Source organism: Halomonas korlensis, from assembly GCF_900116705.1.
GTDB classification, from domain to species: domain Bacteria; phylum Pseudomonadota; class Gammaproteobacteria; order Pseudomonadales; family Halomonadaceae; genus Halomonas; species Halomonas korlensis.
The window spans coordinates 51790-73067 of the sequence record NZ_FPBP01000013.1; the positions used below are offsets into that span (position 1 = coordinate 51790).

Below are 21278 nucleotides of genomic sequence, written 5' to 3' on the forward strand. Positions count from 1 at the left end.
TACATGCTGCTTTATCTGGCTGATTTTCTGGCGCAATTTTTCAGCGCCTTTAATGTGTTCAACTATCTGACCCTGCGCATGATCCTGGGCACGCTCACGGCCCTGGTGCTCTGCCTGTGGCTCGGTCCGGTCATGATTCGCCGACTGGTCGAGCGACAGATCGGCCAGGCCGTGCGTGACGATGGACCCCAGTCACACCTCTCGAAAGCGGGGACGCCGACCATGGGCGGTGCGATGATCCTGATGGCGATCGCCGTAAGTACCCTGCTGTGGGGGGACCTCGACAACCATTATGTATGGATCGTCTTGGCGGTCACCCTGGGGTTCGGGGCCATCGGCTGGGTGGATGACTATCGCAAGGTGGTGGAGAAGAACCCGCGGGGCCTGCCGGCACGCTGGAAATACTTCTGGCAATCGGTCATTGGCCTGTCGGCGGCGATCGTGCTCTATGTCACCGCCGCTTCCCCGGTGGAAACCAGCCTGATCGTGCCGTTGTTCAAGGATTTCGTCATGCCGCTGGGCGTCTTCTATATCGTGCTGACGTACCTGGTGATCGTCGGCAGCTCCAACGCGGTCAATCTCACCGATGGACTCGATGGTCTGGCGATCATGCCCACCGTGCTGGTGGCGATGGGCCTGGCGATCTTCGCTTATGCCAGCGGCAACGTCGTGTTTGCCGACTACCTGCAGATTCCCATGATTCCCGGCGCCGGCGAGTTGGCGGTCTTCTGCGCCACCATCGCCGGCGCCGGGCTGGGCTTTCTCTGGTTCAATACCTATCCCGCCCAGGTGTTCATGGGCGACGTCGGGGCCCTGGCCCTGGGCGCCGCGCTGGGCGTGGTAGCGGTGATCGTGCGTCAGGAGATCGTGCTGTTCATCATGGGCGGTATCTTCGTCATGGAGACCGTCTCGGTGATCCTGCAGGTTGGCTCCTACAAGCTCACCGGGCGCCGCATCTTTCGCATGGCTCCCTTGCACCATCATTACGAGCTCAAGGGCTGGCCGGAGCCGCGCGTTATCGTGCGGTTCTGGATCATCACCGTGGTGTTGGTGCTGGTCGGCCTGGCCACCCTGAAGGTTCGCTGAAAAGCGGCGACGCTGTCATGCCATCGGCAAGGAGCACATCATGCCCAAGGTGCCCAAGGGCGTCAGCCTGGTGGTCGGGCTGGGAGTATCGGGTCGCGCGATCTGTCGCCACCTGAGCCGGCAGGGTGCCCGCTATATGGTCGCGGACACCCGAACTGCCCCTCCCGGCCTGGAGGACTTTCGCATTGCCCATCCGGATATCGAGATCCACATCGGCCCACTGACGACGCTGGACCTTTCCGAGGCTGAGGAAGTGATCCTAAGCCCCGGCGTAGACCCTAGAAGTGCCGGGCTGGCGCCGCTTGCCGGCGATACGCGAGCCGCGACAGGGCAGCCTCGGCTGGTGGGCGAGATGGCACTCTTCGTGCGTGCCTGCCGGGCGCCCATCGTTGCGATTACCGGTTCCAATGCCAAGTCGACCGTGACCACACTGATCGGCGACATGGCCCGTGAGGCCGGGCACCGGGTTGCCGTGGGCGGAAATCTGGGCACGCCGGCCCTGGATCTGCTGGTCGATGAGCCCGATGCCGAACTCTACGTGATCGAACTTTCCAGCTTCCAACTCGAGATGACGCCGTGGCTGGGTGCCGAGAGTGCGGTCTTTCTCAACCTAAGTGCCGACCATCTGGATCGCCATGGCAACATGGCCGGCTACCGGGCCGCCAAGCTGCCCATCTTCCGCGGAGCTCGCCATGCCGTCGTCAATGCCGAGGACCCGATGACCTGGCCATCCGCGCGCCTTGCCGATCAGGACGCATTCACGACTCGCACGCCGCAGGGCGACGAATGGGGTATCGGCCGCCACCAGGACAGAGATTGGCTGCTGCATGGCGACAAGCCGCTGATGCCGGCGGCCGACGTACGCCTGCCCGGACGCCACAACCAGGCCAACGCCCTGGCGGCGCTGGCCGTCGGCCATCGACTGCGTTTGCCGATGGCCGCCATGTGCGCGGTGTTGCGACGCTTTGCCGGGCTGCCCCATCGGGGAGAGCTGATTGCGGAGGTGAATGGTGTGCGCTGGATCAATGATTCCAAGGGCACCAATGTCGGCGCCACGCTTGCCGCCATCGAGGGGCTGGGCCCCACGCTCGAGGGGCGGCTGGTCCTGCTCGCTGGGGGAGTGGGCAAGGGAGCCGATTTCGCTCCGCTGGCAGAGCCACTGGCCCGCTTCGGCCGCGAGGCGATACTCTTCGGCGAAGACGCCGGGAAGCTTGCCTCGGCTCTCGACGGGCAAGTGCCGCTGAGCCGGGTCGACCATCTGGAAGCGGCCATGGCACGGGCCGTCGAGGTCGCCAGGCCGGGAGACTGCGTGCTGCTGTCGCCTGCCTGCGCCAGTCTCGACCAGTTCGCCAATTATCAGGCGCGGGGCGAGGCGTTTCGCCGCTTCGCCCACCGTCTAGCATCAGAGAGTCAACCATGAACCGACTGGAACGCTGGCGCCGTCGTCTTTCCACCGCCGATCAGCCCTTCGATGGCTGGTTGCTGGTGGCGACCCTGTCGCTGATGCTGGTCGGCTGGGTCATGGTCACCTCGGCCTCTACCGAGGTGGCATCGAGCCTCACCGGCAATCCCTATTATTTCTCGATTCGTCACGGCATCTTCCTTGTCGGTGCCGTGGTCCTGGCGGGTCTGGCGCTGCGCGTGCCGCTGGCCTGGTGGAAGGCCAATGGCCCCTTGCTGCTGCTGGTAGGAATCGGCTTGCTGGTCCTGGTTCTGCTGGTCGGTCGGGAAGTCAACGGTAGCCGGCGTTGGCTGTCGATTCCCGGTATCCCCTTCAACCTCCAGGCTTCTGAGGTGGCCAAGCTCTGTCTGATCGCGTACTTGGCCGGCTATCTGGAGCGTTTCCTGCCTCAGGTGCGTCAGCAGTGGGGGGCATTCCTGCGGCCGCTGATGGTGATGGCCGTGATCGCCGTGCTGTTGATTCTCGAGCCGGACTATGGCGCCGTGGTAGTCATGACCGGCTGCGTGATGGGTATGCTGCTGATGGCCGGCGCGCCCTGGGGGCGCTTCGTGCTGCTGCTGGTTCTGGTCGCCGGGGGGGCCGTGCTGCTTGCCATCGCCGAGCCTTACCGGATGGCACGATTGACCAGTTTTGCCGATCCGTGGGCCGATCAGTTCGCCAGTGGTTATCAACTGACCCAGGCATTGATTGCCTACGGGCGCGGACACTGGCTGGGCATGGGGCTCGGTAATAGTGTGCAGAAGTTGTTCTATCTGCCCGAAGCACATACGGATTTCGTATTCGCCGTGCTCGCCGAAGAATTGGGCCTGTTCGGCGCCATTGCGGTGATCGGACTGTTTGCGTTGTTGATCTGGCGGGCAATGGCAGTAGGGCGGCGTGCCGAACTGGCGCGCCTGCCTTTCGCCGCCTTCTTGAGCTACGGCATTGCGCTGATCATCGGCGCCCAGGCCTTCATCAATATCGCCGTCAGCACCGGCATGTTGCCGACCAAGGGGCTGACGCTGCCACTGCTCAGCTACGGCGGCTCGAGCCTGGTGGTCAGTGCGCTTATGATGGCGCTGGTGCTGCGGGCGGATATCGAGACGCGTCGGGCACTGCGGCGCAAGCGTTCCGCGGCGCCCAGGCAAGCCGTTGGCGATGTTACGCCGCCGCGCCCCCGGCAAAAACGCGCCCTGCAAGAAGGAATGACGCAGTGAGCAAGCAAACGCAGCGGCGTGTGCTGATCATGGCCGGCGGCACCGGGGGACATGTGATCCCGGCGCTGTCGCTCGCCCGAGGGTTGGAAGCCCAAGGCGTCGAAGTCGAGTGGCTGGGCAGTCCGCGTGGTATCGAGAATCGCCTGGTGCCCGAGGCGGGCATTGCGCTGCATCGGATTGCCGTGGCAGGTCTGCGCGGCAACGGCCTGGCGGGCTGGCTGCTGGCACCGCTCAATCTGACGCGGGCGGTATGGCAGGCCTGGCGCATTCTTCGCCGGTTTGATCCCCAGTTGGTAGTGGGCCTGGGCGGCTTTGCGAGTGGCCCGGGTGGCTTGGCGGCGTGGTTATCGAGACGCCCCTTGATGATTCATGAACAGAACGCCGTGGCGGGGATGACCAATCGCGCCTTGGCGCGTCTCGCCACACGCGTCTATGCTGCCTTTCCCCAGGCGTTTGCCGGCCACGCCGAGGTGGTCGGCAACCCGGTGCGCGATGATATCGCGGTCCTGGGAGAGCGCCCCAGGGGCGCCGTTGACATGCAGGCGCGTTCCTTGAGACTGCTGGTGCTGGGGGGATCGCTGGGTGCTCAGGCCCTCAACGAGCGTCTGCCCGAGGCCCTGGCTCGTCTTGCCGAGGCCGAGCGTCCCGAAGTCCGACATCAGGCTGGACGCGACAAGGACGGCGCGACTCGCGAGGCTTATCACGAAAGTGGCGTCGACGCTGAGGTCAGCGCCTTCATCGACGACATGGGAGCGGCCTATGCCTGGGCCGATCTGGTAGTCTGTCGGGCCGGGGCCCTTACCGTGGCGGAGCTCGCGGCCGCGGCGAAACCGGCGCTCTTCGTGCCGTTTCCCCATGCCGTCGATGACCACCAGACCGCCAATGCGCAGGCACTGGTCAATCAGGGCGCTGCCCGCTTGATCCCCCAGGACGAACTTACCGCCGTGTCGCTGGTTGATCAGCTGGCGACATTGCTGGACCCCGATATTCTCGCTGCCATGGCGACACGGGCGCGGGCCTGTGCCGAGCTCAATTCCATCGAGCGCCTGGTAGCCGGTTGCATGGAGATAGGTTTTGAGCGATAGCACAGCAGGGCCGATGGCCGGTCCTACCCCCTTTCCGGGTCACGGCCGAGGCCTCGGCATGCGCCGCATCCGGCAGATTCATTTCGTCGGCATTGGCGGTGCCGGGATGTGCGGCATCGCTGAGGTACTGGCCAACCAGGGCTATGCCGTCAGCGGTAGCGATCTGCGGGAATCCCCGGTCGTAACTCGCCTGCGCAGTTGCGATATCCGCGTGGCGGTCGGTCATCATGCCGATCACGTGGCCGGTGCCGACGTGGTGGTAGTGTCCACCGCTGTCGACGAGACTAATCCCGAGATCCGCTGGGCCCATGAGCACCGGGTGCCGGTCGTGCGACGCGCCGAGATGCTCGCCGAGTTGATGCGCTTTCGCCATGGCATCGCCGTGGCCGGCACCCACGGCAAGACCACAACTACCAGCCTGACCGCGACGCTATTGGGCGAGGGAGGCCTGGACCCCACGTTCGTCATCGGCGGCAGGCTGACCAGTGCCGGCACCAATGCACGTCTCGGCGAAGGCGATTACCTGGTCGCCGAGGCCGATGAGTCCGATGCCTCCTTCCTGCACCTGCAGCCGATGGTGTCGATCGTCACCAATATCGATGCCGACCATATGGCGACCTATGGCGGGGATTTCGAGAAGCTCAAGAGCACCTTCATCGAATTCCTGCACAATCTGCCGTTCTACGGCCTGGCGATTCTCTGCCTCGATGATGCCAATGTGCGCGGGCTACTCGACCAGGTGCACCGCCAGTTCGTCACCTATGGGTTCAGCGAGGATGCCGATTACCACATCGAGGACTTCGAGCAGGAACAGGGCGAGGTGCGCTTCACCGTCCGGCGCCCTGATGGGCTGGCGCCTCTGGCGATTCGCTTGTCGATGCCCGGCCGGCACAATGCCTTGAACGCCCTGGCGGCCATCGTCGTGGCCACCGATGCGGGGGTCGGTGACGAGGCCATCCTGCGCGGCCTGGCGAGCTTCGAAGGGGTTGGGCGGCGCTTCCAGGTCCATGGTCAGTTCCCAAGCCCCACGGGCGGTGGAGAGATCATGCTGGTGGACGATTACGGGCATCATCCGCGCGAGGTCGAGATGGTGATACGCGCGGTGCGGGCGGGCTGGCCAGAGCGCCGACTGGTGATGGTCTATCAGCCCCATCGCTATTCGCGCACCCGCGATCTCTACGAGGATTTCGTGCGGGTGCTGGCTGAGGTCGATACGCTGCTTCTTTTGGACGTCTACAGCGCCGGGGAAACGCCGATCCCCGGCGCTGACGGACGCACGCTGGCAGGATCGATTCGCCAGCGGGGTGCGGTCGACCCGATCTTCGTCCAGGAGAAAGGCGAGTTGCCAGGGCTACTGGCTCGCGTGCTGCGCCCCGACGATATCCTGATCACCCAGGGTGCCGGTGATGTCGGCGGTATCGCGCTTCGCCTGGCCGAGTCAGCACTGAAACTCGATGAGGTGACGTTGTGAGCACAGCGAGTCTTGCGTTGGGCCGTGTGGTGGTGGTCTACGGCGGTGAGTCGGCGGAACGGGACGTGTCGCTCAAGAGTGGTAAGGCAGTGCTCTCCGCCCTGCAGCGGGCCGGAGTCGAGGCGATCGGCTTCGATCCTGCCGAGGGCGGGCTTGCAGGGCTCGAGGCCCTGGTACCAGATTGCGTGTTCATCGCTCTGCACGGCAGGGGTGGTGAGGATGGCACCTTGCAGGGGGCGCTGGAACTGCTGGGGATTCCCTATACCGGTAGCGGGGTGCTGGCCTCGGCACTGGGGATGGACAAGCAGCGCACCAAGCTGGTGTGGCAGGCGCTGGGGTTGCCGACGCCCGAGGCCGAGATGCTCGGGCAGGATGCCGATTGGACGGCAGTGGTGGAGCGGCTCGGCCTGCCCCTGATCGTCAAGCCGGTTCATGAGGGCTCGACGCTGGGGATCAGCATCGTTGACAGCCGCGACGCGCTGGAGCGCGCCTATCGGGAGGCGGCGCGCTTCGATGCGCGGGTGATGGCGGAACGCTTCGTTGTCGGTGAGGAGTATACGGTGTCGCTGCTGGGCGATGAGGTGTTACCGGCGATACGCGTCGAGGTGCCTGGCGGCGGCTTTTATGATTACGAGGCCAAGTATCTCTCGAATGCTACCCGCTATCATCTGCCCTGTGGCCTTTCCGCCGAGCAGGAGGCGGAGCTGGGCGCGCTATGCCGCGAGGCCTTCGCCGCTATTGGGGGAGAGGGCTGGGGCCGGGTGGATGTGATGCGTGATGCAGATGGGCGCTTCTGGCTGATCGAGGTCAATACCACGCCGGGCATGACTGACCATAGTCTGGTGCCGCAGGCCGCGGCGCATGCGGGCATCGACTTCGAGCATCTCGTGGTGCGCATCCTCGAAGCCATGAGGCCCGAACCGACATGAGACAGAGTGGCCTGGCCGGGCTGCTGTTGCTGGCGATCCTGCTGGGGGCAGGGGGGCGTGCGCTGTGGGTCTGGCTCGATCGCCCTGTCGAGCGCGTGTCGATCCGTGGCGAGATGCAGCATGTCAATGCCGACTATCTGCGCGATGAGCTTTCACCGCTGATTCGCGGGCGAACCTGGCTCTCGGTGAGCTTGAACGAGTTGCGGGAAGATGCCAGAGCCATCGGCTGGGTGTCTGAAGTGCGGGTCAGCCGACAATGGCCGGACGCGCTGACCTTTGAACTGGTCGAGCAGGAGCCGGTGGCACGCTGGAATGATGATTACCTGCTTAATGCCCAAGGCGAGCCTTTTGCTTATGGCGAAGTGCCTCCTCCTGAACCACTCCCCGATCTGGCGGGTCCCGGCGGGAGCAGTAAAGAGGTACTGGCTTATCATCGCGATTTGATGGAGCGCTTCGATAAACTCGGCTTGGTAGTGACTCAGCTGCGTCTTGAAGCTCGAGGCGCGTGGCGTTTTCAACTTAATGATAGTGTCTGGGTGATGCTCGGCCGTAATGATCGGCAAGCCCGTCTGGCTAGACTGACTGCCGCCTGGCAGCGACAGTTGGATTCGCAGGCGTCGCATATTCGCTACATTGACCTGCGTTATCCCAATGGGGTTGCAGTAGCCTGGCATGGAGAAACCGATACAGCACAAGACGCCAATCTAGAAGAAGGTTGAAGCTGGACCTTTTTCGCTAACGCCTGTCTGGCATGATATTGAGGTGTTTCTTTTAAGGCAAAATCGCCGTATCGTGAGCGCTAATTATTGCATAGCACTGGTGTATTATCCGTAGTTGTTCTTATACTGGTGTAGACATTACTTTTTCATTATTTAAGGTTCCCTCTTGCGGGACAGACTCTAGGAGATTTCCCGACTCATGGCAGGTCCATCCAATGCGTCCAATATGGTAGTCGGGCTGGATATCGGAACGTCCAAGGTCGTGGCGATCGTAGGACAGCCCACTGACGACGGCGGCATCGAGATAGCCGGTATTGGCTCGCATCCTTCGCGCGGCATGAAGAAGGGCGTGGTGATAAATATCGAATCCACCGTCCTTTCCATTCAGCGTGCCGTGGAAGAGGCAGAGTTGATGGCCGGCTGTGACATCCATTCCGTCTATGTCGGGGTGGCGGGGAGTCATATCAGCTCGATGAATTCCGATGGTGTCGTAGCTATCAAGGATCGCGAGGTTACCCCTTCCGATATCGATCGCGTGATCGACTCGGCGAGGGCGCGCGCGATCTCCGAGGGGCAGCGAGTGCTGCATGTGCTTCCGCAGGAGTTCGCGATCGATACCCAGGGCGGAATTCGCGAGCCACTGGGCATGTCGGGAGTGCGTCTCGAGGCGCGCGTGCATCTGGTCACTGCTGCCCTGAATGCGGTGCAGAATATCGAGAAGTGTGTCCGCCGTTGTGGGCTCGAGGTCGATGCCATCATTCTCGAGCAGTTGGCTTCGAGCCACGCAGTTCTCACCGAGGATGAGCGCGAACTGGGCGTCTGCATGGTCGATATTGGCGGGGGCACTACCGATATCGCCGTGTTTACCGAAGGCGCCATCCGGCATACCGCCGTGATACCCATTGCGGGGGATCAGGTCACCAATGATATCGCCATGGCGCTTCGCACGCCGACCCAATATGCTGAGGAGATCAAGGTCAAGTATGCCTGTGCGCTGACCCAGCTTGCGGCCAGCGACGAGATGATCAAGGTCCCCAGCGTCGGCGACCGGCCAGCACGTGATCTGTCCAGGCAGTCGCTGGCCGAGGTGGTCGAGCCTCGTTACGAGGAACTCTTTACGCTCATTCGGGATGAATTACGGCGCAGTGGTTATGAGGATCTGGTCGCGGCGGGGGTGGTACTCACCGGTGGGACCTCGCGAATGGAAGGCGTGGTCGAGCTTGCCGAAGAGATCTTCCACATGCCGGTACGCATCGCCTGCCCCCAGAATGTCCGCGGACTGGCCGACGTGGTACGTAATCCCATCTATTCGACTGGAGTCGGTTTACTGCATTACGCTCTGCAGGAAGTTCGCCAGGGGCGTGTGCGAAAGACAGAAGGCGGCGTGATCCCGATGCAACCGAGACGAGAAGAGATCTCCCGAGGGGGATCGAGGGAAGGGGTTCCGGCGCTGGTAAGGCTCAAGGGCTGGTTGAAAGGAAATTTCTGACAGGGCCGCCGTGGCGGTCCAGGAGACGTGGCAAATGTTCGAACTGGTAGATAGCGCACCCTCAAGCAGTGCAGTCATCAAGGTCATTGGTGTCGGTGGCGGTGGTGGCAATGCCGTCAATCACATGGTCGAAAGCAACATCGAGGGCGTGGAATTCATCTGCGCCAATACCGATGCTCAGGCGCTCAAGCGTGTTTCGGCCAAGACCGTCCTGCAACTCGGTAGTGAGATCACCAAGGGACTGGGCGCCGGCGCCAGCCCGGAAGTCGGCCGGCAGGCCGCGATGGAAGATCGTGAGCGTATTGCCGAGCTGCTCAACGGAGCTGACATGGTGTTCATTACCGCCGGCATGGGGGGTGGCACCGGTACCGGTGGTGCGCCCGTAGTCGCTCAGGTGGCCAAGGAGCTGGGCATCCTCACCGTGGCCGTGGTGACGCGTCCCTTCCCCTTCGAAGGGCCCAAGCGTATGCGGGCTGCCGAGGAGGGTATGAAGGAGCTATCTGAATACGTTGATTCGCTGATCACCATTCCCAACGAGAAGCTGCTGTCGGTGCTCGGCAAGAATGCCAGCCTGCTTAATGCTTTCAGTGCCGCCAACGATGTGTTGCTTGGGGCCGTTCAGGGTATCGCCGAGCTGATCACCAGTCCGGGGATCATCAACGTCGACTTTGCCGATGTGCGCACGGTGATGTCCGAGATGGGCATGGCAATGATGGGCACCGGTGGAGCCACCGGCGAGAACCGGGCGCGCGAGGCGGCCGAGAAAGCCATCAGGAGCCCGTTGCTCGAGGATATCGACCTGCATGGCGCTCGCGGCATTCTGGTCAACATTACCGCTGGCCCCGACCTTTCCATTGGCGAGTTCAATGACGTCGGTGCGACGGTGCAGGAGTTTGCCTCTCAGGATGCCACCATCGTGGTGGGCACCTCCATCGACATGGAGATGACCGATGAGCTGCGTGTCACCGTGGTCGCCGCCGGCCTCGACGACCAGCAGCCACGCCAGAAAGCGACGCCTCGCGAGACGGTGCGCCGTGAAGCCGCCGAATACCGTCAGCGTCAGCAACCGGCGGTCGGCCGAGCACAGACAGCCGCGCCTCGTGCCGAATCCCAGGAGGCGCAGCGCCCTCAGCCAGAGAAGCGCAAGTCGCAAGAGCTCGACGATTACCTGGATATCCCGGCCTTCCTGCGTCGCCAGGCTGATTGAGATTGTCTATCGGAGCAATTGATGAGGCCGGGTAAAGTTTTTTGTTGAAACAGCTGTTCGGTGGTATAGTGAACAGTGTTTGATAATCAACCATAGCCCGGCTAATGCTCATGATCAGACAACGCACCCTGAAGAACATCATCCGCGCCACTGGCGTCGGCCTGCATTCCGGCAAGAAGGTCTACCTTTCCTTGCGCCCCGCACCTGTGGATACCGGTATCGTCTTCGTGCGCACCGATCTCGATCCCGAAGTGGAAATTCCCGCACGGGCCGAGAATGTCACCGACACTACCTTGTGTACTGCCTTGACGGCGGGCGGGGCGAAGGTGGCGACCGTCGAGCACTTAATGTCGGCGTTGGCCGGGCTCGGTATCGACAATGCCTATGTGGACGTCAGCGCCCCCGAAGTGCCGATCATGGACGGGAGTGCAGGCCCCTTCGTGTTCCTGATCCAGTCGGCGGGCATCAGCGAGCAGAACGCGCCCAAGAAGTTTATTCGCATCAAGCGCGAGGTTGCTGTCCGTGACGGCGACAAGGAAGCGACCTTCCTGCCGCATCGCGGTTTCAAGGTCTCGTTCTCCATCGATTTCGATCACCCGGTTTTCCACAACCAGAAGCAGACCGCCATGGTCGACTTCTCCACAACGTCTTTCGTCAAGGAAGTCTCGCGGGCGCGAACCTTCGGCTTCATGCGTGACCTGGAGTACCTGCGTTCCAACAACCTGGCATTGGGTGGGAGTCTGGATAACGCCATCGTGGTCGACGACTATCGTATCGTGAACGAGGGCGGCCTTCGTTATGACGACGAGTTCGTCAAACACAAGGTGCTTGATGCCATCGGCGATCTCTACCAGCTTGGCTTCAGCTTGATTGGCGAGTTCCGTGGGGTTAAGTCGGGTCACGCGCTCAACAATCAGCTGTGCCGCGCGTTGATGGCACAGGCTGATGCCTATGAGGTGGTGACCTTCGAGAATGAAGCCGATATCGCGCCGATTTCCTATGCGGCGCCGGCCATGGCCTGACCTCCGAGCCCCTGGATTCATGGATTGAACGAGCAACGCCGCTATTCTTTGAATGGCGGCGTTGCTCGTTTATGGATATCCGGTATGGGACTGGTTAAAAGCCTTTCGGTACGTCAGGACTTTTCAGCGTGCGCGGCGAGTTTCTCCAAGGCACGTTTCAGGCGCGGGTTCTCGATATCCGCCGCACAGCTGGAAAGCTCATCAGCAGCTTGGGCGGGAAGTTCACGAACGTAGCGCCGTGGCGCCTTCACCGTATGGACTGGCCGCACCTTGAACTGAAAGCCGGTCACCGCCTCGAAGCCCGGAAGTTCGTGAAGCAGCTGCAGCAGGCGTTGTTGTTCGTATCGTAGCCAGGTCAGCCAGACGGCGCGGTCGGTAATCAATGTCAAGCGACCCTCGCGGTAACCACCGACGTGTAAATGTTCGCGGACTTCCTCGGGAAGGTGGTCTCGCAGGTGCTGTTGGGCCCGCTCGATAAGCCTGGCAGTGCGCATCAGCGAACCCAGCTCACCGCCGCCATCCAGCAGGCGGGACATGGGCTGTGCGCGTGCGCGCTTAACCTTTATACTCATTGGCTTGCTTCTCGAGGCCTTCCCGCTGGACATGGCATTCGATCATGTCGTGGTCGATAGACGGTAATCAGCGGGAGCCTATCACGCTCTGGAGTCCATCGACAGCATGCCGTCCGTCCCTTACCACCACTCGCTTGCCGCCGGCTGTCGCGCTACCGAGCGTTGCCTGACGGGGCGCCGTGCAGTGGCACGTCGACCAGCGCGTTGGTGGTTGGCGGGTCTGCTGGTGGGATGTCTGTTACCGGCCAGCCTGGCGCAAACCGAAGGATGGCGGTATTCCGAGCGAATCGCCCAGATCTGTGTGCTGGCCCCGGCGTTGATTCGCGCCAGCTCGCGGCTTCGGGCACGCCGTCGCGCCATGGTGCGATGGCCCCTGCGTAGGGTGTGGCGACTCGCCGACGCCATTGGCTCGGCGGGGCGTCTGATCGTGCCACCGCCGCGCGCCATTGCCGGCCATGATGTGTTGACGCGTCGTGGCCCGCCGCAGGCGTGGGCAGGCTGTTAATCGACCGAACCGCCGAGCGTCTATCGACACCGGCGCGATGCCACACGCAGATATTGGACATTTCATGATCAACTCCCTGTTACGCAAGGTCGTCGGTTCCAAGAACGACCGAGAAGTCAAGAGCATGTCGCGCCAGGCCGCGCAGATCACGGCGATGGAAAACCAGCTCGAGAGCCTGGATGATGCGATGCTGCAGGCGCGCACTCAGACACTTCGCGAGCGGCTCGAGGCCGGCGAGACGCTGGAAGCGCTACTGCCGGATGCCTTCGCCACGGTACGTGAGGCCAGCAAGCGCGTGATGGGTCTGCGCCACTTCGACGTGCAGTTGGTGGGCGGCATGACCCTGCATCGTGGCCGCATCGCCGAGATGAAGACCGGTGAAGGCAAGACCCTGGTGGCCACCCTGGCCGTTTATCTTAATGCCCTGTCTGGTGAAGGCGTCCACGTCGTCACCGTCAATGATTACCTGGCGAGTCGCGACGCCGAGTGGATGCGCCCGCTCTACGAATTCCTGGGGTTGAGCGTGGGGATTATCTACTCGGGGCAAAACGCCGAGGAAAAGCGCGCGGCCTATGCGTGCGATATTACCTACGGTACCAACAACGAATTCGGCTTCGACTATCTGCGCGATAACATGGCGTTCTCGTTGGAGGACAAGGTGCAGCGTGGGCTGCATTTCGCCATCGTCGATGAAGTCGACTCGATCCTGATCGATGAGGCACGAACGCCGCTGATTATCTCAGGGGCGGTGGATGAAAATACCGAGCTTTACAGGGTGGTTGATCGCCTGGCCGTGCATCTGGAGCAGGGTAGCGAGGACGAGGAAGCCGTGAGCGGGGACTTCCTGATCGACGAGAAACAAAAGCAGGTGGAAGTCACCGAGCAGGGCCACCACAAGGTCGAGGAGTTGATGCGCGCCGAGGGGCTGCTCGGCGAGGAGGATTCGCTCTATGCGGTCCAGAACCTCAACTTGCTTCAGCATATGCACTCGGCCCTGCGGGCGAGGCATCTCTACCATCGCGACGTGGACTACATCGTCAAGGATGGGCAGGTGGTGATCGTCGACGAACATACCGGCCGCAGCATGCCGGGCCGGCGCTGGTCGGAAGGCCTCCATCAGGCGGTGGAAGCCAAGGAGGGAGTCACCGTTCAGCGCGAGAGCCAGACGCTGGCCTCGACCACCTTTCAGAACTACTTCCGTCTCTACGACAAGCTGGCCGGGATGACCGGTACCGCCGATACCGAGGCCTTCGAGTTTCGGCAGATCTATGGTCTGGACGTGGTGGTGATCCCCACTAACCAGCCGCTGATCCGCCAGGACCAGAACGATCTGGTCTACCTCACCGCCGAGGAAAAGTACGAGGCGATCATCGAGGACGTCAGGACCCAGACCGAGGCGGGTCGGCCCGTGCTGGTGGGTACCGCTTCCATCGAGACCAGCGAGTACCTGGCGGCCCTGATGCGCAAGGCCGAGCTCACGTTCAATGTGCTCAACGCCAAGCAGCACCAGAGCGAGGCCGAGATCATCGCTCAGGCGGGCCGGCCGGGTGCGATCACCATCGCCACCAACATGGCGGGTCGCGGTACCGATATCGTTCTTGGCGGTAACTGGGAAGCCGAAGCCGCCAGACAGGGCGACGCCAGCGACGCGCAAATGGCGAATATCAAGGCCGAATGGCAGGCCCGTCACGAGGCGGTGCTGGCGGCCGGCGGCCTGCATGTGATCGGCTCCGAGCGCCATGAGTCGCGTCGCATCGATAACCAGCTGCGCGGACGTGCCGGCCGCCAGGGCGACCCGGGCTCGACACGCTTCTTCCTGTCGCTGGAAGACAACCTGATGCGGCTGTTCGGCTCCGACCGGGTGCAGCGCATGATGAAGGCGCTGGGTCTCGAGCATGGCGAGGCCATCGAGCACAAGATGGTCTCCAACGCCGTCGAACGGGCACAGAAGAAAGTCGAGAGCCGCAATTTCGATATTCGCAAGCAACTGCTCGAGTATGATGATGTGGCCAACGACCAGCGTCGCGTCATCTACGAACAGCGTAACGACATTCTGAGTTCCGACGACGTCTCGGCGCCTATCGCGGGCATTCGCGAGGAAGTGCTCGATCAGGCCATCAGCGACTTCGTGCCGCCCCAGAGTCTCGCCGAACAGTGGGACCTGCCAGGCCTCGAGGAGCATCTCAGAACCGAATTCAACCTTGATGCGCCGGTCGTTGAGTGGTCCGAGAAGGACGAGCGCTTCCACGAAGAGCAGTTGCGTGAACGCCTGCAAGCGATGCATCGCGACGCCTACGAGGGGAAAGTCGCGGAGGCGGGTCCCGAGTTGATGCGTCGCTTCGAGAAACAGGTAATGCTCCAGGTGCTCGACACGCGCTGGAAGGAACACTTGCAGTCGATGGATCATCTGCGGCGGGGGATTCATTTGCGCGGTTATGCCCAGAAGAATCCCAAGCAGGAATACAAGCGCGAATCCTTCGAGCTGTTCCAGACGCTACTGACCAATATCAAGTCGGACGTGATCCGCATTCTCAGCCATGTGAAGGTGCGCCGTCCCGAGGAAGTCGAGGAACTCGAACAGCAGCGTCGCGACGCCCTGGCGCGCGAGAAGGCGGGTGCCTCGAGCCGTCACGATGCGCCGGAATCTTCCGCCGCGCCGAGTGCCGAGAGCGCCCCGGTGCCGCCGGGTGCCGACGGACGACCGCTGCGTCGAGAGGGGCCCAAGGTAGGGCGCAACGACCCTTGCCCCTGTGGGTCGGGCAAGAAGTACAAGCAGTGCTGCGGCACGCTGAACTGAGCTTTAAGACCTTCGAGGAGACGAGACGATGGCAGTGGGTGAGGCATATTTCCCCGACATGCCGGTGATCGACGGCCTGCGCCTGGGCACGTCCCGGGCCGGGATCAAGACGCCGGAACGACGAGACCTAGTGGTAATCGAGATCCCCGAAGGCGCCCGGATTGTGGGGGCCTTCACTCGCAATGCCTTCTGCGCGGCGCCGGTGATCGTCGCCCGCGACCACCTGGCGCGCTGCGCGTCGCGCGGCACGGCAGCACGTTACCTGATGATCAATACGGGCAATGCCAATGCCGGTACCGGCGAGACGGGATTGCACGATGCCCGCGCCACTTGCGCCGCGTTGGCGCAGTTGGCTGGCGTCGAGGAAGACAGCGTCCTGCCGTTTTCCACCGGCGTGATCGGCGAGCCGCTTCCGATGGAACGGCTGATCGGTGGCCTGCCTGCGGCCTTTGCGGCGCTCGACGGGACAGCGCAGGCCTGGCATGAGGCGGCTCAAGGCATTCTCACCACCGATACTCGCGCCAAGGGCGCCAGCGTGACACTGCAGATTGGCGATGAGACCGTGACCATCAACGGGATCAGCAAGGGATCGGGCATGATTCGCCCCAACATGGCGACCATGCTGGCATTCGTCGCCACCGATGCCAGCATCGAGACATCGTTGCTGGATGCGCTGCTGCACGAGACGCTTGACCGATCCTTCAACTGCATCACCGTGGACAGCGATACCTCGACCAACGACGCCTGCATGTTGATGGCGACGGGGCGAGGTGCTGTCGTGGCCGATAAGGATTCAGAGGCGCTGGAGATCTTCCGCAATGGTCTGCAGCGCGTGATGACCGAACTCGCCCAGGCGATCATTCGCGACGGCGAAGGCGCGACCAAGTTCGTCACCCTTCAGGTCAGTGGCGCTGAAGATCGACAAGAGGCGCTCGATGTGGCCTTCACCGTGGCCCATTCTCCCCTGGTGAAAACCGCGCTCTACGCCAGCGACGCCAACTGGGGCCGGATTCTTGCAGCGGTGGGGCGCGCCCCGGTCGAGAATTTCGACGTGTCACGAGTGGTCATCGCCCTGGATGACGTGCGTCTGGTCGAGCATGGCGGCCGAGCCGCGAGTTATACGGAGGACGCCGGCAGCGCGGTGATGGCGCGTGACGAGATTACCATCCACATCGACCTGGGACGTGGCGAGGCGCAGGCAACCGTCTGGACCTCAGACCTATCCCATGACTATGTCTCCATTAACGCCGATTATCGAAACTGAACCGGCGCCGTTACCCGGCCGGCAATATCGAACAGATGTCGAGCAACAGACAACCCCCGCGCAGCGACACGGCCGTGCGGACAGGCGGTAGGAACCAATGAACGCAATGGTGAAGAGAAGGGTGCATGTAGCAGCGGCGGCCATCATCAGCGCCGATGGACGGGAGGTGTTGATCGCTCGTCGGCCCTCCAATGTCGATCATGGCGGGCTGTGGGAATTCCCCGGCGGCAAGCTCGCGCCCTACGAGACTGGCCTTGGCGGGCTCAAGCGCGAGTTGCATGAGGAGCTGGGCGTGGAGATCCGATGTGCCCAGCCGTTGATTCGCATCCACCACGAGTACGCCGAGAAGCATATCCTGCTGGATGTCTGGCAGGTTCACGCGTTTTCCGGCGAACCGTTCGGGCGTGAAGGGCAGGCAGTTCGCTGGGTGCCGATGGAAGAGCTGGTCAAATATCCCTTTCCGGCAGCCAACCTACCGATACTGCGTGCCGTGATGTTGCCGACCGAATATCTGATCACGGGAGACGAGGACGACGAGAATCACTTTCTCGAGCGGCTCGAGCGCGCCCTGACCGAGGATCGGGTCAAGCTGGTGCAGTATCGCGACAAGGCGTTGGAGGAAGCGACTTACCTGGCCCGCGCCGAAAAGGCCTTGGCCCTGTGCCGCCAGCACGGGGCACGCCTACTGCTCAATGGCAACCCTGCGTTGCTCGAACATGTCGACGCTGATGGCATCCATCTGACCAGCGAGCGGTTGATGTCGCTGGAGCGCCGACCGATCAATGATGGCAAGTGGGTGTCGGCCTCGACGCATGACCGAGAACAACTGCGTCAGGCCGGCCGGATCGGCTGTGATTTCGTGACACTTTCGCCGCTGCGCACCACGCCCTCACATCCTCAGGTGGCCCCGATCGGCTGGCACGAATTTCAGCAACTGGTGGAGCATGCGGCCATGCCAGTGTTCGCTTTGGGCGGCATGACGCGTCATGACGCGGATCATGCCCGCGGTGTGGGGGCCCAGGGCATCGCCTCGATCCGCGATTTCTGGAGATAAGGCTTACCGCTCTGCCTGTTCAGTCTCGATAGCGTCGGGTCAGGTCGCCGTAGGCATCGATGCGACGGTCACGCAGGTAGGGCCAGATGCGCCTGACTTCCTCGCTACGCGTCATGTCGAGGGTCTCGAGCAGCCGTTCGGCGTGCTGGCCAGCGTGGGCCAGCAGCTCGCCCTGTGGCCCACAGATGAAGCTTCCACCCCAGAAGTCGATGCCGGGGCTCACGCCAGAGGCGTCGGGCTCGTGGCCGACCCGGTTGGCGACCACTACCGGCAGCCCATTGGCCACCCCATGGCTGCGCTGAATCAGCGTCCAGGCATCCTTCTGGCGTGCTTTCTCGGGCTTGTCGTCGGGCGGGTGCCAGCCGATGGCGGTGGGATAGAGCAGCAGCTCGGCACCGGCCAGCGCCATCAGCCGCGCCGCTTCCGGATACCACTGATCCCAGCAGACCAGCACCCCCAGCCGGCCCACCGAGGTATCGATGGGCTGAAAGCCCTGCTGGCGCGTCTCGTCCAGATCCCCCGGCGTGAAGTAGAATTTCTCGTAAAAGCCTGGGTCGTCGGGAATATGCATCTTGCGATACTGCCCCACCCGTCCCCGATGACCGTCGTAGACCACGGCCGTGTTGTGGTAGATCCCCGGCGCGCGGCGCTCGAACAATGAGCCTACCAGCACGATATCGAGCTCGGCGGCCAGCGCCGCGAGGCGGCTGCCGGTGGGGCCGTCCAGGGGTTCGGCCAGGTCAAAAAGCGCGGCGTCCTCGGTCTGGCAGAAATAGTGAGTTGCGTGAAGCTCCTGGAGCATGACCAGTTCGGCACCGGCCGCCGCCAGTTCACGCACGCCGGCTTCGCTCTCCTCCAGGCTGCGCTCTTTGTCGGGCCAGGCCGGCTGCTGGACCAGGCCGACCTTGAGGGTTCGAGTCATGTCGTGTCTCCTTGGCGTTCGACTGAGCGCATGCTCGAAAGCGTGCCTGCGGGAAGCTGCATGGTCAGGCAATGAAGACTGCCATGCTGGCGGATGACGCTCAAGCAGTCGATGGGGATGATATCGCGCTCGGGGAAAACCTCGCCCAGTGCCTCGAGCGCCCAACGATCGGCTGCATCGCCATAGGACGGCACCAGCACGGCGCCATTGAGGATCAGGAAGTTGGCATAGGTCGCCGGCAGGCGATGACCGTCGATCGGGTCGTAGCAGGGATGCGGCAACGGCAGGGGGACGAGGCGATAGGGCGTGCCGTCGGCGCGTCGAAACGCTTTCAGCTCGGCCTCCATGGCAGACAACCCCGGATAGTGGGGGTCGTCCTCGTCCGTGCACTGTACATAAGCGATGGTCTGCGGGTCGCAGAAGCGCGCCAGGGTATCCACGTGACTGTCGGTATCGTCGCCTTCCAGATGACCGTTCTTGAGCCACAGCACGCGCTCGATACCGAGATCCGCGCCGAGCCATGCCTCGATGTCGAGACGCTCGAGCGAGGGGTTGCGATTGGGGTTGAGCAGGCAAGCCTCGGTGGTCAGCAGCGTGCCGGCACCATCAGTCTCGATGGCTCCCCCTTCCAGTACCCACTGACGAGACTCGACCGGGCAGCCGTAGAGGCCGGTATCCGCCAGGCGCCGGGTGAGAGTGTTGTCACGAGCGGCCGCGAACTTGCCGCCCCAGCCGGTGAAGACATAGTCCAGCAGCCGCGGCTGCCCCTCGTGCTCCACGCCAATCGGACCATGATCGCGGGTCCAGGTGTCATCGCTTAGTGCCACGACAAATTGCAGACGCTCCTCGGCCACGCCCAGGCAATGAAAGCGCCACTTCAGATGCGTGCGAATGGCGGGAAGCGGGACACTGATCACTACGGCCTGGTAGCGCGTGATGGCCACCACCATGGCTTCCAGGGTGGCCTCGATGCGCTCGAGCAATGGTGCCCAGTCGCTATCGGGGGCGGGCCAGGTCAGTTGCACGGCATCCTGAGGATGCCATTCGGGAAGCAGGCGATTTGCCAAGAGGGGGCCCTCGTCGAGTAAAACGATGTCCCGACGCCCATGGCGCCGGGACATCGAAATGTAGGGCCGGGACGGGAACTATGCAAGTACCGGGACGACTCGCCGCATCCCGATGCAGCCTGCGGGAAAAAACCGTACCATGTCCCCCCGCTGACAAGGAACGACACCATGCTCGACCGTTTGCCCTTCCTGATCGGGTTGCGTTACGTGCGCGCCAAGCGCCGCAACCACTTCATTTCCTTTATCTCGCTGACCTCCATGCTGGGCCTGATGCTGGGCGTGGCGGTGCTGATCTTGGTGCTGTCGGTGATGAATGGCTTCGACCATGAACTGCGCACCCGCATTCTCGGCACGGTGCCGCATACAAAGATCGAGTCGCCAGGCGGGCTGTCGGATTGGCAATCGCTCGCCGAGCGGCTCATGGAGCGCGAGCGGGTGATCGGAGCGGCGCCTTATGTCGAGCAGCAAGGGATGTTCTCGGTAGGAGGACGCAACGAAGGAGCGATGGTGAACGGCATCCAGCCCGACTGGGAAAAGCGCGTATCAATCATCGATGAGCACATGCAGGACGGCCGGCTCGACGATCTGAAGCCCGGCGAGTGGAACATCGTGCTGGGCTCGATCCTGGCCAGCCGGCTGGGCGTGGGGGTGGGTGACCGCGTCACCCTGCTGGTACCCGAGGCCTCGATTACGCCGGCCGGGGTATTTCCCCGCCTCAAGCGTTTCACGGTGAGCGGGGTGTTCAATGTCGGCGCCGAGCTGGATGCCGGGCTCGCCTACGCCAACATCGAGGACATGCAGACGCTGGCGCGGATGGGGGACGAGGTGGGCGGCCTGCGCCTGGAACTCGACGACCTGTTCGCGGCCGGCAGCGAGACCCAGGCGATCATCAACGAGCTGGGCTCGGGCTATCGCGGGCTCGACTGGACCTACTCGCACGGCAATCTTTTTCAGGCGATCCAGATGGAGAAGCGAATGATCGCGCTGCTGTTGACAGTAATTATCGCCGTGGCGGCCTTCAACATCGTCTCGACCCTGGTGATGGTCGTCACCGACAAGCATGCCGATATCGCCATCCTGCGCACCATCGGTGCCACGCCGCGTTCGATCATGGGCATCTTCATCGTTCAGGGCCTGGCCATCGGGGTGATCGGCATCCTGGTGGGCGTGGGGCTGGGCGTGCTGCTGGCGCTGACCATCTCCGACCTGATCGCTTGGGTGGAAACGGCCTTCGGCATCCAGTTCCTCGATGCCGGGGTCTACTTCATCAGCGATCTGCCGTCGCGGCTGAACTGGGCCGATGTGCGCGACATCATCGCCGCCGCCCTGGGCCTGACGTTCCTGTCGACCCTCTATCCCGCCTGGCGCGCCGCCAAGGTTCAGCCCGCCGAGGTGCTGCGCTATGAGTAAGCCGAGCCCGAATCAGGCCAT

At 62.9% G+C, this 21278-nt stretch carries 18 protein-coding genes; 15 read left to right on the forward strand and 3 right to left on the reverse strand.

All coding sequences use genetic code 11. The features are described 5' to 3' along the window. Positions 1-3: 3 nt before the first annotated feature. The 10 genes from mraY to lpxC all read left to right on the forward strand — a co-directional run bounded on the left by mraY (position 4) and on the right by lpxC (position 11666). A complete protein-coding gene (gene mraY, locus BM341_RS15740; protein WP_089797019.1) occupies positions 4-1086 on the forward strand; it encodes a phospho-N-acetylmuramoyl-pentapeptide-transferase in 1083 nt (360 codons plus the stop codon). A 40-nt stretch (positions 1087-1126) separates the two neighbouring features. Beyond that, positions 1127-2506 (forward strand): UDP-N-acetylmuramoyl-L-alanine--D-glutamate ligase, encoded by a 1380-nt coding sequence (murD, locus tag BM341_RS15745; protein WP_089797020.1) that lies wholly within the window; start codon positions 1127-1129, stop codon positions 2504-2506. Then, positions 2503-3744, forward strand: coding sequence for a putative lipid II flippase FtsW (ftsW, locus tag BM341_RS15750; protein WP_089797021.1), 1242 nt, complete (start codon positions 2503-2505; stop codon positions 3742-3744). Before murD ends, ftsW begins: the two co-directional genes overlap by 4 nt. A 29-nt stretch (positions 3745-3773) precedes the next feature. After that, entirely contained in the window at positions 3774-4829 is a 1056-nt protein-coding gene (murG, locus tag BM341_RS15755) for an undecaprenyldiphospho-muramoylpentapeptide beta-N-acetylglucosaminyltransferase (protein ID WP_425432006.1), read from the forward strand. 13 nt (positions 4830-4842) lie between these two features. Further along, entirely contained in the window at positions 4843-6300 is a 1458-nt protein-coding gene (gene murC, locus BM341_RS15760; RefSeq protein WP_089797023.1) for a UDP-N-acetylmuramate--L-alanine ligase, read from the forward strand. Then, positions 6297-7229, forward strand: coding sequence for a D-alanine--D-alanine ligase (locus BM341_RS15765; RefSeq protein WP_089797024.1), 933 nt, complete (start codon positions 6297-6299; stop codon positions 7227-7229). The genes murC and BM341_RS15765 overlap by 4 nt, the downstream gene beginning before the upstream one ends. Continuing rightward, positions 7226-7948: a cell division protein FtsQ/DivIB gene (locus BM341_RS15770; RefSeq protein ID WP_089797025.1), complete on the forward strand. Its 723-nt coding sequence runs from the start codon at positions 7226-7228 to the stop codon at positions 7946-7948. Before BM341_RS15765 ends, BM341_RS15770 begins: the two co-directional genes overlap by 4 nt. 199 nt (positions 7949-8147) lie before the next feature. Beyond that, positions 8148-9437, forward strand: coding sequence for a cell division protein FtsA (gene ftsA, locus BM341_RS15775; protein WP_089797026.1), 1290 nt, complete (start codon positions 8148-8150; stop codon positions 9435-9437). Between the two features lie 34 nt (positions 9438-9471). Then, the gene (gene ftsZ / locus BM341_RS15780; protein ID WP_089797027.1) at positions 9472-10644 is read left to right on the forward strand and encodes a cell division protein FtsZ; all 1173 of its coding nucleotides are present in this window, start codon (positions 9472-9474) and stop codon (positions 10642-10644) included. Positions 10645-10754: 110 nt separating this feature from the next. Continuing rightward, the gene (lpxC, locus tag BM341_RS15785; protein WP_089797069.1) at positions 10755-11666 is read left to right on the forward strand and encodes a UDP-3-O-acyl-N-acetylglucosamine deacetylase; all 912 of its coding nucleotides are present in this window, start codon (positions 10755-10757) and stop codon (positions 11664-11666) included. A gap of 113 nt (positions 11667-11779) precedes the next feature. Here the strand turns inward: lpxC and BM341_RS15790 are convergent, their stop codons facing one another. Further along, positions 11780-12238, reverse strand: a complete 459-nt coding sequence (locus tag BM341_RS15790) for a DUF721 domain-containing protein (protein ID WP_089797028.1) — start codon at positions 12236-12238, stop codon at positions 11780-11782. 106 nt (positions 12239-12344) lie between these two features. Between BM341_RS15790 and BM341_RS15795 the strand changes: the two genes are divergently transcribed. The 4 genes from BM341_RS15795 (at position 12345) to BM341_RS15810 (ending at position 17858) form a co-directional block, all read left to right on the forward strand. After that, positions 12345-12743 (forward strand): hypothetical protein, encoded by a 399-nt coding sequence (locus BM341_RS15795; protein WP_245784304.1) that lies wholly within the window; start codon positions 12345-12347, stop codon positions 12741-12743. 64 nt (positions 12744-12807) lie between these two features. Next, the gene (gene secA / locus BM341_RS15800) at positions 12808-15540 is read left to right on the forward strand and encodes a preprotein translocase subunit SecA (protein ID WP_089797029.1); all 2733 of its coding nucleotides are present in this window, start codon (positions 12808-12810) and stop codon (positions 15538-15540) included. A gap of 28 nt (positions 15541-15568) precedes the next feature. Then, positions 15569-16804, forward strand: coding sequence for a bifunctional glutamate N-acetyltransferase/amino-acid acetyltransferase ArgJ (argJ, locus tag BM341_RS15805; RefSeq protein WP_089797030.1), 1236 nt, complete (start codon positions 15569-15571; stop codon positions 16802-16804). 106 nt (positions 16805-16910) lie between these two features. Beyond that, positions 16911-17858: a Nudix family hydrolase gene (locus tag BM341_RS15810; protein WP_089797031.1), complete on the forward strand. Its 948-nt coding sequence runs from the start codon at positions 16911-16913 to the stop codon at positions 17856-17858. A gap of 19 nt (positions 17859-17877) precedes the next feature. On the opposite strand, the gene BM341_RS15815 is transcribed toward BM341_RS15810, so the two are convergent. Then, the gene (locus BM341_RS15815; RefSeq protein ID WP_089797032.1) at positions 17878-18780 is read right to left on the reverse strand and encodes a carbon-nitrogen hydrolase; all 903 of its coding nucleotides are present in this window, start codon (positions 18778-18780) and stop codon (positions 17878-17880) included. Then, positions 18777-19847: an agmatine deiminase family protein gene (locus BM341_RS15820; protein WP_089797033.1), complete on the reverse strand. Its 1071-nt coding sequence runs from the start codon at positions 19845-19847 to the stop codon at positions 18777-18779. The genes BM341_RS15815 and BM341_RS15820 overlap by 4 nt, the downstream gene beginning before the upstream one ends. A 168-nt stretch (positions 19848-20015) precedes the next feature. Between BM341_RS15820 and BM341_RS15825 the strand changes: the two genes are divergently transcribed. After that, complete coding sequence (locus BM341_RS15825) at positions 20016-21257, forward strand: lipoprotein-releasing ABC transporter permease subunit (RefSeq protein WP_089797034.1); 1242 nt, start codon at positions 20016-20018, stop codon at positions 21255-21257. The last annotated feature ends 21 nt before the right edge of the window (positions 21258-21278 follow it).

Coding starts and splice junctions, on each gene's coding strand:
- mraY (WP_089797019.1), top strand. CDS start 4: ATGCTGCTTTATCTGGCTGATTTTCTGGCGCAATTTTTCAGCGCCTTT.
- murD (WP_089797020.1), top strand. CDS start 1,127: ATGCCCAAGGTGCCCAAGGGCGTCAGCCTGGTGGTCGGGCTGGGAGTA.
- ftsW (WP_089797021.1), top strand. CDS start 2,503: ATGAACCGACTGGAACGCTGGCGCCGTCGTCTTTCCACCGCCGATCAG.
- murG (WP_425432006.1), top strand. CDS start 3,774: ATGGCCGGCGGCACCGGGGGACATGTGATCCCGGCGCTGTCGCTCGCC.
- murC (WP_089797023.1), top strand. CDS start 4,843: ATGGCCGGTCCTACCCCCTTTCCGGGTCACGGCCGAGGCCTCGGCATG.
- BM341_RS15770 (WP_089797025.1), top strand. CDS start 7,226: ATGAGACAGAGTGGCCTGGCCGGGCTGCTGTTGCTGGCGATCCTGCTG.
- ftsA (WP_089797026.1), top strand. CDS start 8,148: ATGGCAGGTCCATCCAATGCGTCCAATATGGTAGTCGGGCTGGATATC.
- ftsZ (WP_089797027.1), top strand. CDS start 9,472: ATGTTCGAACTGGTAGATAGCGCACCCTCAAGCAGTGCAGTCATCAAG.
- lpxC (WP_089797069.1), top strand. CDS start 10,755: ATGATCAGACAACGCACCCTGAAGAACATCATCCGCGCCACTGGCGTC.
- BM341_RS15790 (WP_089797028.1), bottom strand. CDS start 12,238: ATGAGTATAAAGGTTAAGCGCGCACGCGCACAGCCCATGTCCCGCCTG.
- BM341_RS15795 (WP_245784304.1), top strand. CDS start 12,345: ATGCCGTCCGTCCCTTACCACCACTCGCTTGCCGCCGGCTGTCGCGCT.
- secA (WP_089797029.1), top strand. CDS start 12,808: ATGATCAACTCCCTGTTACGCAAGGTCGTCGGTTCCAAGAACGACCGA.
- argJ (WP_089797030.1), top strand. CDS start 15,569: ATGGCAGTGGGTGAGGCATATTTCCCCGACATGCCGGTGATCGACGGC.
- BM341_RS15810 (WP_089797031.1), top strand. CDS start 16,911: ATGGTGAAGAGAAGGGTGCATGTAGCAGCGGCGGCCATCATCAGCGCC.
- BM341_RS15815 (WP_089797032.1), bottom strand. CDS start 18,780: ATGACTCGAACCCTCAAGGTCGGCCTGGTCCAGCAGCCGGCCTGGCCC.
- BM341_RS15825 (WP_089797034.1), top strand. CDS start 20,016: ATGCTCGACCGTTTGCCCTTCCTGATCGGGTTGCGTTACGTGCGCGCC.